This is a genomic window from Geoalkalibacter ferrihydriticus DSM 17813, from assembly GCF_000820505.1.
Taxonomy (GTDB): Bacteria; Desulfobacterota; Desulfuromonadia; order Desulfuromonadales; family Geoalkalibacteraceae; genus Geoalkalibacter; species Geoalkalibacter ferrihydriticus.
The window spans coordinates 517,240-531,671 of record NZ_JWJD01000001.1; the positions used below are offsets into that span (position 1 = coordinate 517,240).

Annotated in this window: 13 protein-coding genes and 3 tRNA genes; 2 read left to right on the forward strand and 14 right to left on the reverse strand. The window is 57.5% G+C overall.

The window, feature by feature from the left end; all coding sequences use genetic code 11:
- Positions 1-42 precede the first annotated feature (42 nt).
- Both GFER_RS02570 and GFER_RS02575 read left to right on the forward strand, forming a co-directional pair.
- Positions 43-1,371: an FAD-dependent oxidoreductase gene (locus GFER_RS02570; protein WP_040095765.1), complete on the forward strand. Its 1,329-nt coding sequence runs from the start codon at positions 43-45 to the stop codon at positions 1,369-1,371.
- Positions 1,368-1,733 carry a response regulator gene (locus tag GFER_RS02575; RefSeq protein WP_052445886.1) on the forward strand — a complete coding sequence of 122 codons (366 nt, stop codon included), beginning with the start codon at positions 1,368-1,370 and terminating at the stop codon, positions 1,731-1,733. The genes GFER_RS02570 and GFER_RS02575 overlap by 4 nt, the downstream gene beginning before the upstream one ends.
- 68 nt (positions 1,734-1,801) lie before the next feature.
- Here GFER_RS02575 and GFER_RS02580 read toward each other — a convergent pair whose 3' ends face one another.
- The 14 genes from GFER_RS02580 to GFER_RS02645 all read right to left on the reverse strand — a co-directional run bounded on the left by GFER_RS02580 (position 1,802) and on the right by GFER_RS02645 (position 14,309).
- The gene (locus GFER_RS02580) at positions 1,802-2,365 is read right to left on the reverse strand and encodes a hypothetical protein (RefSeq protein ID WP_040095767.1); all 564 of its coding nucleotides are present in this window, start codon (positions 2,363-2,365) and stop codon (positions 1,802-1,804) included.
- A 175-nt stretch (positions 2,366-2,540) separates the two neighbouring features.
- Positions 2,541-4,547: a type I restriction endonuclease subunit R gene (locus GFER_RS19165; protein WP_200889281.1), complete on the reverse strand. Its 2,007-nt coding sequence runs from the start codon at positions 4,545-4,547 to the stop codon at positions 2,541-2,543.
- Positions 4,460-5,860 (reverse strand): type I restriction endonuclease, encoded by a 1,401-nt coding sequence (locus GFER_RS19170; RefSeq protein ID WP_200889282.1) that lies wholly within the window; start codon positions 5,858-5,860, stop codon positions 4,460-4,462. Before GFER_RS19170 ends, GFER_RS19165 begins: the two co-directional genes overlap by 88 nt.
- Before the next feature lie 3 nt (positions 5,861-5,863).
- Positions 5,864-6,505 (reverse strand): four helix bundle suffix domain-containing protein, encoded by a 642-nt coding sequence (locus tag GFER_RS02590; protein WP_040095770.1) that lies wholly within the window; start codon positions 6,503-6,505, stop codon positions 5,864-5,866.
- Between the two features lie 40 nt (positions 6,506-6,545).
- Positions 6,546-6,866 carry a hypothetical protein gene (locus tag GFER_RS02595; protein ID WP_040095772.1) on the reverse strand — a complete coding sequence of 107 codons (321 nt, stop codon included), beginning with the start codon at positions 6,864-6,866 and terminating at the stop codon, positions 6,546-6,548.
- Entirely contained in the window at positions 6,863-8,242 is a 1,380-nt protein-coding gene (locus GFER_RS02600; protein WP_040095774.1) for a restriction endonuclease subunit S, read from the reverse strand. The genes GFER_RS02595 and GFER_RS02600 overlap by 4 nt, the downstream gene beginning before the upstream one ends.
- Positions 8,232-10,034, reverse strand: a complete 1,803-nt coding sequence (locus GFER_RS02605; RefSeq protein WP_161807374.1) for an N-6 DNA methylase — start codon at positions 10,032-10,034, stop codon at positions 8,232-8,234. The genes GFER_RS02600 and GFER_RS02605 overlap by 11 nt, the downstream gene beginning before the upstream one ends.
- Positions 10,035-10,405: 371 nt before the next feature.
- A tRNA-Arg gene (locus GFER_RS02615) sits at positions 10,406-10,482 on the reverse strand.
- Between the two features lie 46 nt (positions 10,483-10,528).
- Positions 10,529-11,032 (reverse strand): DUF2155 domain-containing protein, encoded by a 504-nt coding sequence (locus GFER_RS02620; RefSeq protein WP_161807375.1) that lies wholly within the window; start codon positions 11,030-11,032, stop codon positions 10,529-10,531.
- Between the two features lie 113 nt (positions 11,033-11,145).
- Positions 11,146-11,239: transfer RNA gene (locus GFER_RS02625), tRNA-Ser, on the reverse strand.
- A 66-nt stretch (positions 11,240-11,305) separates the two neighbouring features.
- A tRNA-Ser gene (locus GFER_RS02630) sits at positions 11,306-11,391 on the reverse strand.
- An 11-nt stretch (positions 11,392-11,402) separates the two neighbouring features.
- Positions 11,403-12,677 (reverse strand): serine--tRNA ligase, encoded by a 1,275-nt coding sequence (gene serS, locus GFER_RS02635; RefSeq protein WP_040095780.1) that lies wholly within the window; start codon positions 12,675-12,677, stop codon positions 11,403-11,405.
- An 82-nt stretch (positions 12,678-12,759) separates the two neighbouring features.
- Entirely contained in the window at positions 12,760-13,332 is a 573-nt protein-coding gene (locus tag GFER_RS02640; protein WP_040095783.1) for an HD domain-containing protein, read from the reverse strand.
- Positions 13,333-13,436: 104 nt separating this feature from the next.
- Positions 13,437-14,309, reverse strand: coding sequence for an EamA family transporter (locus tag GFER_RS02645; RefSeq protein WP_040095786.1), 873 nt, complete (start codon positions 14,307-14,309; stop codon positions 13,437-13,439).
- Between the last annotated feature and the right edge of the window lie 123 nt (positions 14,310-14,432).

Consider the following 14,432-nt stretch of genomic DNA (forward strand, 5'->3'; position numbering starts at 1 on the left):
GCTATCCTGCGCGGCAAATCACTTTACTCCGAGGAGTATCCCTTGCTCAATTTCGACGAACTCGAACAAGGCTTCAGCGAAGAAGAAGCGCTGGAAGAGGCGCGCCGCTGCCTCAAATGCAAAAATCCCGCCTGCGTTAAGGGCTGTCCCATCGAAAACCGCATCCCCGATATCATCCGCGCCATCGAGGCCAAGGACTATCAAAGGGCCATCGACATCATCAATGAAAACAGCAACCTGGCCATCATCTGCGCGCGCGTCTGCCCGCACAACGAGCAATGCGAGGGCGCCTGCGTACTGGGTCGCAAAGGCCAGGGCATCAGGATCAGCAAACTTGAGCGCTTTCTTGCCGAAAAGGAGATGGAACTGGCTCTCAACCGCCTGCGCGGCAAGGTGGCGGTGATCGGCTCGGGTCCGGCGGGACTCTCGGTGGCGGCGATCCTCTCCAAGCAGAACTACCGCGTCACCATTTTCGAAGCACAGCAAAAGGCCGGTGGGGTGCTGCGGCTCGGCATCCCCGAATACCGTCTGCCTAATGAGGTGGTCGATAAGCAGATCGAGATCGTGCGCAACCTTGGAGCACGCCTGGAAACCGGCGTGACCATCGGAGAGGACCTGACCCTTGATCAGCTCTTCGCCATGGGCTATCAGGCGGTGTTCATCGGCACCGGCACCGGCCTGGCGCGCAAGCTCGGTGTTGAAGGCGAGAGCTTGCCCGGCGCCATGCAGGCCATCTACTTTCTCGAAACCCTGAGCCTGATCCGCGACGGCAGCCTGCCGAACAGCCCCTACCCGGTTCAGCCGGGCGACAGCGTGCTGGTTGTGGGCGCCGGCAATGTCGCCGTCGATGCCGCGCGTTCGGCCCTCAGACTCGGCGCCCAGCAGGTCGAGGTGGTCGATATCGTGCCCGAAAAGGAGCGGCGCGCCAGTGACAAGGAATACGAAGAAGCATTGCACGAAGGGATAAATTTTCATTTTGAACGCAGCGTCGTGCGGATTCTCGGCAAGGACCGGGTGGAAGGCGTGGTGTTGCAGAACTTTGCGCGTCAGCTTAGCGGACGGGAGAGCGTGATCCTGCCGGTTCCCGGGACGGAACAGGAACGGCCCTGCGACAAGGTGATCATCGCCATCGGCCAGAAGCCCTTCGCGCGCATCGTCTCGACCACCACCGGCATCAAGACCAGCACCCAGGGCTACGTCCTCACCGAAACCCAACCCTACTACGGCATGACCACCCGCGAAGGCGTTTTCGCTGCCGGCGACGTGGTGCATGAACCGCAAACCGTGATTCTCGCCATGCGCGAAGCGCGACGCGTGGCTGAGGCGATCGATGTCTGGCTGCAGCGGGGCAAGGAGGCGCAGCAGGGATGAAAAACATCCTCGTGGTCGATGACCAGGCAAGCATTCGTCAGATCGTAAAGCTCACCCTCGATTCCGAGCCTTTCCACTTTTTTGAAGCGGAAAGCGGGGAAAAAGCGCTCGAGATTGCTCAGCGGGAAAACCTGGACCTCATCATTCTGGATATGGTGATGCCGGGCGGCATCGATGGGCTTGAAACTTTAAAAGCTCTCAAGGGAAGGCAGAAAACGCGTGACTGCCCGGTTCTCATACTAACCGCGAAAAATCAGCAGGCCACGCTCGATCGAGCACTTGAGATCGGTGCGAGTGGTTATCTCACCAAACCCTTCAAGATCGAAATTCTGCGGCAGGATGTCCGAGACTTAATTGATTAGTCCCGGGCGCGGGCGGGTCGGGCAGGCAGGCGCCATTTTTTTTCGACGCCCCAAGCGCACGACAACCTTCAGCCATCCCCTAGCTGGCGACGGATCGTCGCCAGGCAGTCCGGGCAGGCAGTATGCGTCAGGCTGGGCGGTGCGGCGCCAAAGATTTCCGCCTTCTCGGTGGCGTCCTCAATTTCGGCCCAGCGCCCCGCGCCGATCTCGATTTTCTTGCACCAACTGCAAATCACCACAAATTCTTTTGAATGCTCCACTGAATCATCGAGAAGGAGGATGGGGCTACGCTCCTCCATGCGCTCAACCCTCACCGAAAACTCCATGCCTGCAAGGGGCAAGGGAGAAATTTCCATCCGAAGATACCGCCTTCGGGTGGGAGAGTCGCAACGCAGGGGAAGATAGAAAGTTCGCCCGGCTTGACGCACCCTCTCATAAATGATTTCATAGAGATGCCGGGTCTCCCAATCGGCAATGAAAGCATCAAGCTCCCGCCCCAAAACCCGCTCGGCGATCAACTCCGGCGCTTCGTTCTCCTGTGCGAAGTCAAGCCACGCGCGGTTCACGAACCCGATGCGATTCTGCGCGTCAACGCGATAGATGAAAACACGCTCGTCGGCGACCCTTGCCATTCTCCCCTCCGTAAAGAAGAAGGTGAACTGCCACCTCCGCATTAAACCAGGGAACTGAATGCTGTCAATGTCAGCTGCGGAGAAAGAGCGAGGACTTTCGGTGATTCGCGGTTTTATCCAGTGCGGCGGGGCAAGCATCCAAACACAGCCTTTGAGGCCATGGACTATTCACTACTTAGGCACCAGCCCGGTACTTCTTAAAATTCTCCGCCTGCTCAAAAATCTCTTTGTAAACTTCATCCCGATCCACCGGCGGATAGCCGAACTCCGCCAATTTCAGGATTAAATCGACCTTCAGCTCGGCCTTGATGTCGTCGCGCTGACTCCAGTCGGTGTACCTGGCCTTGTCATCCACCACCTGCTTCACGGCTTGGGCCAGAGCGATGAGCTTTTCCTCGGGATAGGTGAACTCGTACTTGACCGTCAGCCCCTTCAGAATGTCGTAGAAGGCCTTTTCTTCAATGTCGATTCCGAGGTCTTCCCCCGCCTCCATCTCCTTTTTCAGGGCGCGGATCATGTCGACGATCTCGTTGGTGATGTCCTCGTAGACTTCGCCCAGGTAGGTGGGGTCTTCCTTGCGCTCGTTATAGGCGTCGACCAGCGCCTTGAACTTTTTTGAAAAGTCGGTTCCCTTGGCCTTGTTGATCTTCCTGAAGTCGTCGATAGCTTTGGCGAGCAGATGCTGCAGGATCTTGATCTTGGTGTTGGGCAGCTTGATCTTCTCGATCTTGGCCAGGTAGTCCGCGTCGAAAAGATCGACCGCGCCGGCCTTATCCTCGCCCATCTTGAAGACCTCTTCCACGCCGTCGCTCTTCAGCGCCTCCTCGATCATCTCCCGCACCTTGGCGTTCATCTGGGCGGTATCGGGGGCGTTGCCTTTGGTGAGCTTGAGGACGATGGAGCGGATTGCCAGATAGAAGTGGATCTTGTCGCGCTCGGCCTGGGTGATTTCTTCCGAACCGCAGCAGATGTCGTAGGCCGCCTTCAGGCGCTTGACCAGCTGCATGAAGCGTTTCTCGATCTTATCGGTGATCTGGACGTACTCGGCGGCGTTGTTGAGGCAATTGAGCTGTTCCACGGGGCTTCCGCTGTCGTAGGGGGTGGTGTCGAAGCGGTGGAACATGCGGTTCAGCAGATCAAGGTGGTCGCGCACCACGACGATGGATTGAGCGATTTCCTCGATGTTCTGCTTGTCGGCCTTGTTGTAGTGGGCCAGGGCCAGGTTCATCTGCTTCTTGATGCCGATGTAGTCGACCACCAGCCCCTTCTCCTTCCCCTCGAACTTGCGGTTAACCCGGGAGATGGTCTGGATCAGGTTGTGGCGCTGGATCGGCTTGTCGATGTAGATGGTGTCGAGGAAAGGAACGTCGAAGCCGGTCAGCCACATATCGACGACAATGGCGATCTTGAAGTTGGATTTTTCGTTCTTGAACTGCCGGTCGAGCTCCTTGCGGTACTCCGGCGTGCCGAGCAGGTCGTACAGCTCTTTGGGATCGTCCTGCCCCCGGGTCATGATCATCTTGACCCGCTCCATCGGCTTGATGGTCTGCTGCTCTCGCTCTGTGAGCTGCGCGCCCTCTTCGCAGGCCAATACCCTGTTCCACTCGGGGCGCAGGTCGATCAGCTCTTTCCACAAGGCGTAGGCGATCTCGCGCTTGCTGGAGACGAACATCGCCTTGCCCTTGACGGTGGCCCCTTCCTCCAGCCGTTTTTCATGGTGGTGGACGAAGTCGAGGGCCAACGCTTTGATGCGGTCGGGGTCGCCGAGGATGGTCGACATGCTGGCGCTTGCTTTCTTGCTTTTTTCGATCTGGTACTCGCTGGCGCCGGCTTCGGCGCACTGGTCGTAATAGCCCTCGATCTCCTTGAGCTTCTGGTTGTCGAGGATGACCTTGGCGGCGCGTCCCTCGTAGACGATGCGCACGGTGATACCGTCTTTGACCGATTCGGTCATGGTGTAGGCATCGACCACGTCGCCGAAGACATCGAGGGTGGCGTCGATGGGGGTGCCGGTGAAACCGACGTAGGTGGCGTTGGGCAGCGAGTCGTGCAGGTATTTGGCGAAGCCGTAGGTGCGCCTGACCCCGTTCTCGGTCACCCGCACCTTCTGGTCGAGGTTGACCTGGCTGCGGTGCGCCTCGTCGGAGATGCAGATGACGTTGCTGCGTTCGGTGAGCAGCAAGGTGTCCTCAGTAAATTTATGAATGGTGGTGAGAAAGACCCCGCCGCTGTTGCGGCCTTTGAGCAGGTCGCGCAGTTGCTCGCGGCTCTCGACGCTGACGACGGTCTGGTCGCCAATGTAGTTTTTGGCGCCGGTNCCCCGCCGCTGTTGCGGCCTTTGAGCAGGTCGCGCAGTTGCTCGCGGCTCTCGACGCTGACGACGGTCTGGTCGCCAATGTAGTTTTTGGCGCCGGTGAACTGGCCCGAGAGCTGATCGTCGAGATCGGTGCGGTCGGTGATCAGCACAATGGTCGGGCTTTCGAAATCGACGCTCTTCATCAGCAACCGGGTGAGAAAGAGCATGGTGAAGCTCTTTCCGCAGCCGGTGGCGCCGAAGTAGGTTCCGCCCTTGCCGTCGCCTTCCGGCTTACGGTGGCACTTGATGTTCGCGTAGAGCTTGCGCGCGGCGTAGAACTGCGGGTAGCGGCAGACGACCTTAACCTGCTGCTTGGAGACATCGGGAAAATAGATGAAATGGCGGATCACCTCGCGCAGGCGGTCCCTGTCGAAGAGCCCCTTGATCATGGTGTGCAGAGAGCTGATGCCGTCATGCTCAATGGTCTCGTTGCCGGTGACTTTGCGCCAGGTGTAAAAGAAGTCGTAGGGGGCGAAGAGTGAGCCCATGCGCGAGTTGACCCCGTCGGAGATCACGCACAGGGCGTTGTACTTCATCAGCTCGGGGATGTCGCGGCAGTAGCGGTTGGTGAGCTGCACGTAGGCATCATGGATGGTCGCCTCTTCGCGGATGGCGCTCTTAAACTCGAAGACCACCAGCGGCAGGCCGTTGACGTAGAGGATGGCGTCGGGGATGCGTCTCTCCGTCCCCTCGATTTCCAGCTGATTGACGATCTTGAAGATGTTGTTGGACCCGCCGTAGCCGTCCTCGCCTTCAGCCACCAGGGTTTCCACCTCGCCAGGCCGGGGAATCCGCTGCTCGGGCAGTCCCGCGTAGTCGATGAGCTGGATGTAGAGGTCTTTCTGGGTGCGGTCTTCGCGCTTGAGAAGGAAGCCGTCGGCAATGCGCTTGTGGATGGATCTGTTGGATTCGTAGAGGTCGTTGGCGGGGAGGGTCTCGAGCTGGCGGATGATGCTGTCGATCTCGCCTTCGGTGATACTGTCGCCGGCGTAGCGTCTGGCGAGGTAGGCGCGCAGGTCATCTTTGATCAGCACCTCGCTCGGCGGGCGGGTGAAGGAATCGCCCCGGTGGTGCGGGTAGCCCTGCTTTTCCATCAGGGCGATGATCGCCTGCTCGAGCTTTTCCTCGGTGAACGTCATGGTTTAATAACCCCGCTTCTGCTTGCGTACCCGGTACAGTCGTTCGGTAAACCCGCCATCGTTTTCAAAGTTTTCCGCCAGTTGCGCCACCTGCCGGTCGAGCAAAGAGCAAGCCACGGCCAGCAGCACCAGGGCTGCGTTGGCGGACAGCTCGGGGTAGGTTCGGGTGGACAGTGTGGACCGGGTGGACGCGGTGGACTTTTTTCCGAGCTGTCCACTAAGTCCACACTGTCCACCAGGTCCACTGCTCTTCGCCACGACCATCACCCAGGCCGCAACCTCATCGGCGGTTCGGCAGCGCCGGTCGATCAGCTCTTGCCGCAAGGGGTCTTCTTTCGACCACTGGCGCAGCCGCCGCTGGCGCAGAAAATCCTCGTAATCGAGCTTCAGTTCTTCCAGGCTGGCCCGTGCCACCTGGGTCAGTTTCAGTTCGGTTTTCTTCGAGGTTGCCGAGGCCTGGGACCCTTCGGCGATGTTCTGCACCCCGCTGCGGGCCGCCTGCACCATCTGGTCGCGGGTGCGGCTGAAGCGGTCGATATAGCGGTCGCAGAATCGCACCGTCACATCGTAGACCAGCTGCGCGATCTGAAAGCTCTTCAGCTTTCGGTAGCCCCCATGTTTTGCAATCAGCCGCTCCCGTTCCACCTCGCCCCTCCACAAAGTCCACAATGTCCACAATGTCCACTCAGTCAACACAAACTTGCTCTGGTGCTCCGTAACCAACGGCCAGGATGGCTTCGAGGTTGTAGTGCTGCACATCGTAGCCTTTGCCAACGCTGGCAGTTGTCCGGAAATTCCGGACAACTGAATCAGAGTCCAGTTCCCCTTCGTCAAAGAGGTTCTGCAGGTGTTCACTGATGGTCTTCTTCGAGCGATCGTATAATTCCGCCATCAACGCCTGCGAAAGCCAGATCGTCTCGTTTTCGAAGCGACACTCGACCCGGGTCTTGCCGTCCTCGGTGGAGTAGAGGATGAATTCGCCGACGGATTCCTGATTCTGGCTCATACGGCCTCCGCCGCCAGTTTCTCGGCATCCGGGAGGCGAAGTTCGCCGGAGAGGAGCTTGGGGAGGAGGGTGTCTCTTGTCGCCACCAGAGACTCTATTTCTTCCTGAATTAATAATGACTTCCGGTGGCCAACCCTAAGCTGGATCTCTACCTCTTTCAGTATTGACTCACCAGGCATTACAACTAAATGGTTTTTAAGAATATCAGTCTTTAAGTTAGTGAATACACTCCCGTTACCCTGCAAAAGCAATTCGCTGCGAACAACCAAAAAAAGCTGATAAAGATACAGATCCCCAAACCATCTTTTTTTGGGAAAAAAGAGCCAACCATCGTGTATGCATGCGTCCAGATTCAAAAACATTGGCAAGCCTGGCGTCGCACTGTTGGAAAGGATTAGCTCTCCTTTCTTTAACATTACCGTTTTCTTCAGTCCTTCTGGTTTGATGTACTGCTTTGTACTCATTATAAAGCGTGAAGAGCTTGCGGTAGCATCACTGATTTTCACCCAAGGTAGACCGTTTTCGACCAAGTAATCATGAATGGGCCTTGGAGAACCTCCTCTTTTGACAGTGACATAGTCCCCAAGCTTAACCGGGTTCCACCCCTCCGGCACCCACCCCATCACCTCGGTAAAGACAAAGCGGCTCGGAAACTGCTTTTGAATCGCTTCGGGGAGGGGTTTGCGCTTGTCACCGAGGGCCGCCCGGGCATCGGCCCTGGCTTGCAGCTCCTCGGGGATGGGGTTGCCTGCGGCAAGGGCGTTGTCGATCACCGGATCGAAATCGACAAACCAGCTCTTGAACAGCGCCTGCGCCATCGCCTCCAGCGTGACATTCATCTGGCGGTTGAGTTCGATTTTGTCGTCGAGGGTTTTCAGAATATAGGCGATCGTTCTTTGTTCTTGGATCGAAGGATGGGATATCTTTAAGCGGCTGATCATTCCATTATTGAGACTTGCCCTCGTGGACATTGTGGAAAATGCCAACATCGCCCTTCTAAATTTTTGGCTTCGCAGAAAATAGCCAACATATTCTGGTACAAGGCAGTTCCCCTCTTTCGGGCGCAGTCTCTTTGTGAAGCCGTTAAAAGTAGCTTTTTCATAGTCTTTCAGGGAAACACTACTCATCCCAAGCTCATCCATCGTTTCGCTGGTACGAGTAAGAAATACATCCCCGCGTTTCACAGAGCATTTTTCTTGCTCTTTTTCGCTCGACTGAACCAACTGGGTAAGGGTCTCAGGCAAAAAGAAGTTGTTAAAAACGTCTTTGAAGGCGAGAAATGGGTACCCAGAGCCAAAATCTTTTGCCGGTTTTGATAAGCCTGAGCCGATTTCATACAAGTCAGTGAGAAATGATTCTTGCCACTCACCCCCCATAACCCAACACCTCCAGATTCTTCCGAATCTCAGTATCGAGTTTCACCGACTCGTCCATCTGCCGGTAAAGGGTCTGGGTCAGCTCAGCCATCTTCTCTTCGAAAGGCACGCCATCATCCGCGATTTCCGCAGCACCCACATACCGCCCCGGCGTCAGAACGAAATCGTTGGCCTTGATTTCCTCCAGCGTTGCCACCTTGCAGAAACCGGGTTTGTCCTCATAAGCCCCATCCTTCGCTTCACCTCGCCATGCGTGATAAGTACGGGCTATCTCGGCAATGTCGTCGGAGGTTAACTCCTTATGGGTGCGATCGATCATCATCCCCATATTGCGGGCGTCGATGAAAAGCGTCTCTCCCTGGCGATCGCGGTGATTGCTGTCGCTGTGCCCTTCGATGATCTGGGCTTTCTTGTTCTTGGTGATAAACCAGAGGCAGACCGGAATCTGGGTGGTGTAAAAGAGCTGTCCCGGCAGGGCAATCATGCAGTCGACCAGATCATTTTCGATCATCTTTTGGCGTATCGCTCCTTCGCCTCGCGTGTTGGTCGACATCGACCCATTCGCCAGGACGAAGCCCGCCACCCCGTTCTCGGAGAGCTTGGAGATCATGTGCAGAATCCAGGCGTAGTTGGCGTTGCCGGTGGGCGGGACGTCGTAGCCGGACCAGCGCGGGTCGTCGAGAAGCTCGTCGGCTCCGCGCCACTGGTCGAGGTTGAAGGGCGGGTTGGCCATGATGAAATCGGCCTTGAGGTCGGGATGCTGATCCCTGAAGAAGGTATCGGCGGGGACGTCCCCCAGGTTGGTGGCGATCCCCCGGATAGCGAGGTTCATCTTCGCCAGCTTGTAGGTGGTGGCGGTCAGCTCCTGGCCGTAGATGGAGACATCCTTCTTGTTCCCCTGATGGCTCTCGACGAACTTGACCGACTGCACGAACATGCCGCCCGAACCGCAGCAGGGGTCGTAGATCTTCCCCCGGAAGGGTTCGATCATCTCGGCGATGAGGTTGACCACGCACTTGGGGGTGTAGAACTCACCGCCGCCCTTGCCTTCGGTGGCGGCGAACTTGCCGAGAAAGTATTCGTAGACCCGCCCGACGACATCCTCTTCTTTGTCCGCGACGGTGTCGATGTTGTCAATGGAGTCGATCAGGGCAGCCAGCTTGCTGACCTGGATACCGAGGCGGGAGAAGTAGTTGTCGGGCAGCGCCCCGCGCAGGGATTTGTTGTTCTTCTCGACCGTGTGCAGGGCGGTGTCGATCTTCACCGCGATGTCGTCCTGCTTGGCGTTTTTCTGGATGAACGACCAGCGCGACTCTTCGGAGAGGTAGAAGACGTTCTTCATGGTGTAGAACTCCACCATGTCGACATACGCTTCTTTCCCCTCGGCGATAATCTCCCTGCGGCGCTCCTCGAACTTGTCGCTGATGAACTTGAGGAAGATCAGGCTCAGTACCACGTGCTTGTACTCGGACGACTCGACGCTGCCCCGCAGCCGGTCGGCAGTATCCCAGAGCGTCTGCTCGAAGCTCTTCTGCTTCTTCGGCGCAACCGCCCTGCCGTTGCCGTTTTTCGCTTTGCGCGGTTTTTCGGCAGGCTTGGCGGCAGGTTCTACTTTCGGCGCTGGGTTGCCGAACAGCTCTGTCAGCTTCGCACCCTGTTCCGGGGACGGCTCCGCCTTGCCGGTTTCCCACTGCGACACCAGCACCTGGGTGGCGCCGACCATTTTCCCCAGCTTGCCCTGGGACAGGCCCAAGGCCTTGCGCCCGGTACGAATCCATTCCAACTGACTCATCGTCACTGCTCCTGCTTATAGAGCCCACACGATGGCAGCACCGAAAGGTGATAAGGATCGCATGTGCGTAAACCCCTTCCGTCGCCGGCCGAGATCATCAATGGGGATATCGGGAATTGGTGGTACGGAATGGCCATGCTCGCCCTCGGTTTTTCCGCATCGAATCAGAAAAGCAAAAAACGCTTGCAGCATAACATTTTTCTAACCGTCCGTGAACCGAAAAGCCAAGGAATGACTTGGGGATGGTGAATGACGGTGGAAGGGATAAGAGAAGTGATCAGCCTCGGGAACGCCGGACCACAGTCAGACAACCGAGACCTTAAAAACCAAAAAAGGCTTAGCTGAAATTTCAGCTAAGCCCTTGATTTTAGTGGCGCGCCTCGAGAGATTCGAACTCCCGGCCTTCTGATCCGTAGTCAGACGCTCTATCCAGCTGAGCTAGAGGCGCGCAAAGAGGGTACTCTTATCTCTCAAATTCGAGAGAATGTCAAGGCCTAATTGAGGTCATCCTGTTCGCTGGGAAAGAAATCCACCAGATTGAAAACGTAGCGGGGGTGCTCATAGGCATGGGCCTCGGGGTAGAGGCTGAACAGCCAGCCGCAGTAGATTTCCTCACCCTCGTCGTGAATGGCGATCTGGGTGCCCGGATTTTCGGGGCGATTGGAAGCCGAGGTCATCACCAGACCGTTCATGACAAAGTGCGGGAGAAAGTTTCTGACCTCCAGACTGAGCCCTGCGTCACCGAATTTGAATTCTTCGCCGATATGGGCGGTGTGAACTTCTTCGTGTCCCGTTTCGCGGTCGTAAACGGCGATTCTCACCGCCTTCCATTGCCCATGAACTTCGGGAGGCACGATGATCAACGCCCGCGAGGGGCAGACCCGCAGGGGCTCTCCGAGAGTCTCCACTGCCGAAGATTCCAGAGGCGGTTCCTGCTTTTCGGTGCACCCAAGCAACAGGAAGCACAGAATAAGGGCAAAAAAAACATTTATGGGCAAATCGTGAGTGATCCTCTGTTCGGCAAAAAACATCGTGCCAGACCGGATAAGGCGAAAAACAGTGGAAGGGGCTGGGTAACGCGTCTCTTACAATGAAAGGAATGTTTTTAAACTGGCGGAGAGGGAGGGATTCGAACCCTCGGTACAGGTTTACCCCGTACACTCGCTTAGCAGGCGAGCGCCTTCAGCCAACTCGGCCACCTCTCCGTACAACCTGCTTATATATTCTATTTCCAACGATGCTTCAATCCCTACCAGACCCGAAATCAAAATTGGCGGAGGAGGTAGGATTCGAACCCACGGAACTTTCGTTCAACGGTTTTCAAGACCGCCGCCTTCAACCACTCGGCCACTCCTCCGCAGGTCTGTCTCAACTCTTGCTGATGCGTTCCAAACCGCCCATGTAAGGTCGCAGAACTTCAGGAACAACCACCGAACCGTCCTGCTGCTGGTAGTTTTCCAGAATCGCCACCAGAGTGCGCCCAACGGCCAGTCCCGAACCGTTGAGGGTATGCACGAATTCAGGCTTGGCACCTTCTTCACGGCGAAAACGGATGCCGGCGCGGCGCGCCTGGAAGTCGCGGAAGTTGGAGCAGGAGGAAATCTCGCGATAGGCCTCCTGACCGGGCAGCCAGACTTCGATATCAAAGGTGCGGGCTGCGGAAAAACCCAAGTCACCGCTGCACAGATCCACCACCCGATAAGGCAGTTCGAGCAACTGCAGCACTTTTTCGGCATGACCGAGCAGGGCCTGCAACTCGGTGTCGGAATCTTCGGGGCGGGTGAACTTGACCAGCTCGACTTTGTTGAACTGGTGCTGACGGATCAGCCCGCGCACGTCGCGTCCGTGAGACCCGGCCTCCTTGCGGAAGCAGGGCGTGTAAGCGGCGTAGGAAATCGGCAACTGCGCGGCGGCCAGAATTTCATCGCGGTGGATATTGGTCACCGGCACTTCGGCCGTCGGCACCAGAAAGAAATCGACGTCGTCGGTATGAAAAAGATCGCTTTCGAACTTGGGGAGCTGTCCGGTCCCCGTCATGGATTCTCTGTTTACCATAAAGGGCGGCAATACTTCAACATATTTGTGTTCTTGCGTATGCAGGTCGAGCATCAGGTTGATCAGCGCCCGCTCCAGGCGCGCACCGGCGCCGCGCATGAGGGAAAAACGCGCCCCGGTAATCTTGCCCGCTCGCTCAAAGTCTATAATGGCGAGATCCTCGCCCAGATCCCAGTGGGCCTTGGGGGTGAAGGAAAAACTCGGCGGCGTGCCCCAGCGACGCACCTCGACATTGTCGGCCTCGGAGGTGCCCAGGGGAATCTGCTCGTGGGGAAGGTTGGGAATCTGCATGAGCAGGCCCTGCAGGGCCTCTTCGGCGGCCTTGAGTTCGGCATCGAGATCCTTGATTCGGCCGGAGACCTCTTTCATGCGGACGATCTCGCCCTGCACTTGGCTTTTATCCTTGGTGCGGCCGATGAGCGCCGAAACCTGGTTACGCTCGGCCTTGAGGCTTTCCGCCTCCTGCAACAGGGCGCGCCGACGCTGGTCGAAATCACGAAAATCAGAGAGATCGAGTTCGCCGCCGCGCTGCTGCAGGCGCCGCTCCGCTTCGTCGAGTTGGTCACGCAGATATTTGAGATCGAGCATGGATAGCCTTCTTTCGGAAAATGAGCAGGTATTATTAGCACCTCATGAGCCTTGCGTCAACCGCCGAACAGAGCCTAGGAGCCTAGCTGCCTCCCCTCACCCACCAGTCGCTGTTCTCGTCGAACCACCAGCGCGTCGAATCCGTAGCCCAGATGGTTTCCGCCAGGCGCTTGGCGGACTCGGTGCGCAGACGGCGCACGGCGAAGGGATACCACTCGTCGGCATAGCGGTTGCCAAGGTCCTTGTACTCTTTGAGTGCCAGGATCATTTCGAGCTGATCGGCATCGTGGGCGATGCGCGCTTCAGGTGTTTCGCCGGCGGCGAATTCGGCGAGCAGCCCGCGGTAGTCATCACCGAAGGGCAAGGTGCGGGCAAGATCGTCCACGGCACGCTCTTCATCGACCTTTACGTACTTTTTGTTGACGTAGTTGAGATCGCCGGTGCGCGCTTCGGGAATGTCGTGAAAAAGGCACAGCGCCAGTACCCGCCCGACATCCACGCCGCCGTCGAGACGCGCCAGGGAATAGCCGATGAGCGTGGCGCGAAAGATATGTTCGGCCACCGATTCGGTACCCGAGCCGAGAAACTGAAAGCCGGTGCGTGGCGTGCGCTTGAGCATACCGGCTTCGAAGAAAAAATTGGCGAGATTTTTCATAAAATAAATCGTCCCTTGTCCCCAGTCCTTTGTCCTTAATTACCGGTTTTGAGCCTTTGAGCTTTTAGCAAAGGGCCAAGGACCAGTGACCAGGGACAGCCCCTCTACCCCAGCCTCAGGAAACAGGCTCCGGTGAGAATCACCAACGCCGCGGCGAAGCGGATGCGGCCACAGCTTTCACGCAGAAACAGCACGCCGATAAGCACACCGATGAGCAGGCTGACCTGGCGCATGGGCACGGCGTAGCTGACCGGCGCCAGTTGCAGGCCGAAGCGAAAGGTGAGAAAGGAGCCCATCATCACCGGCCCGGAAATGAGAATCAAATGGCGACTGCGCCGCCATTCAGCGACGACCCGACCCCGGTAGCGCGGGCGCAGCAGGTTGGCGGTCATGAACACCAGCATGAACATGACCAGCAGATAGGTGAAATGAAAAGGCGGATAGATCATCACCCCGGTCTTGTCGATGACCGCCCCCACCGAGTAGATAAACCCGGCGATGAGCGCGGCGATAACCGGTGGCTCGCTGAGGCTGCGGAACGGGCGCAGCACCTCGTTCAGGGCGAAGCGGCGCAACTGGATGCTGTAGGCGCCTGCAGCAATCAGGGCGATGCCGAGCAGGCCGAACAGAGACAGACGTTCACCGAAAAACAGAACGCCCCATACCGGCACGTAAAGCATGGAGGTCTGCGCCAGGGGATAGGTCAGAGACATATCGCCGTCGCGATAGGCGCGGCCGTTAAACAGATGGTAGAGCACGAAACACAGCCCGCCGACGGCACCGAGGAGCAGAATGCGCAGATCGGGCACGGGGAACGCGCCGGGCAGAAACAGCAGCGCGAGGTTGAGCAGGAGGCCCGAACTGATGAACATCCACCAGATGAAGACTGTCTTGTCGACGCTGCGCTTGACCAGCAGGTTCCACAGGGCGTGCATGAAGGCACTGAAGAGAATGAGAAAAAAGGCCAGATCGCTCATCGGCGCATTCTACTGCAGATCGCGTTGCGCACAAAGCGCCGAACGCAGCCACCCTGAAAATATTGACAAATCAGCGCCAGGCGGCAGAATTATAAGATAAATGGCAAAGCACTGGGACACGGA

Coding starts and splice junctions, on each gene's coding strand:
- GFER_RS02575 (WP_052445886.1), top strand. CDS start 1,368: ATGAAAAACATCCTCGTGGTCGATGACCAGGCAAGCATTCGTCAGATC.
- GFER_RS02580 (WP_040095767.1), bottom strand. CDS start 2,365: ATGGCAAGGGTCGCCGACGAGCGTGTTTTCATCTATCGCGTTGACGCG.
- GFER_RS02595 (WP_040095772.1), bottom strand. CDS start 6,866: ATGAGCCAGAATCAGGAATCCGTCGGCGAATTCATCCTCTACTCCACC.
- GFER_RS02600 (WP_040095774.1), bottom strand. CDS start 8,242: ATGGGGGGTGAGTGGCAAGAATCATTTCTCACTGACTTGTATGAAATC.
- GFER_RS02605 (WP_161807374.1), bottom strand. CDS start 10,034: ATGAGTCAGTTGGAATGGATTCGTACCGGGCGCAAGGCCTTGGGCCTG.
- serS (WP_040095780.1), bottom strand. CDS start 12,677: ATGCTCGATCTCAAATATCTGCGTGACCAACTCGACGAAGCGGAGCGG.
- GFER_RS02640 (WP_040095783.1), bottom strand. CDS start 13,332: ATGAAAAATCTCGCCAATTTTTTCTTCGAAGCCGGTATGCTCAAGCGC.
- GFER_RS02645 (WP_040095786.1), bottom strand. CDS start 14,309: ATGAGCGATCTGGCCTTTTTTCTCATTCTCTTCAGTGCCTTCATGCAC.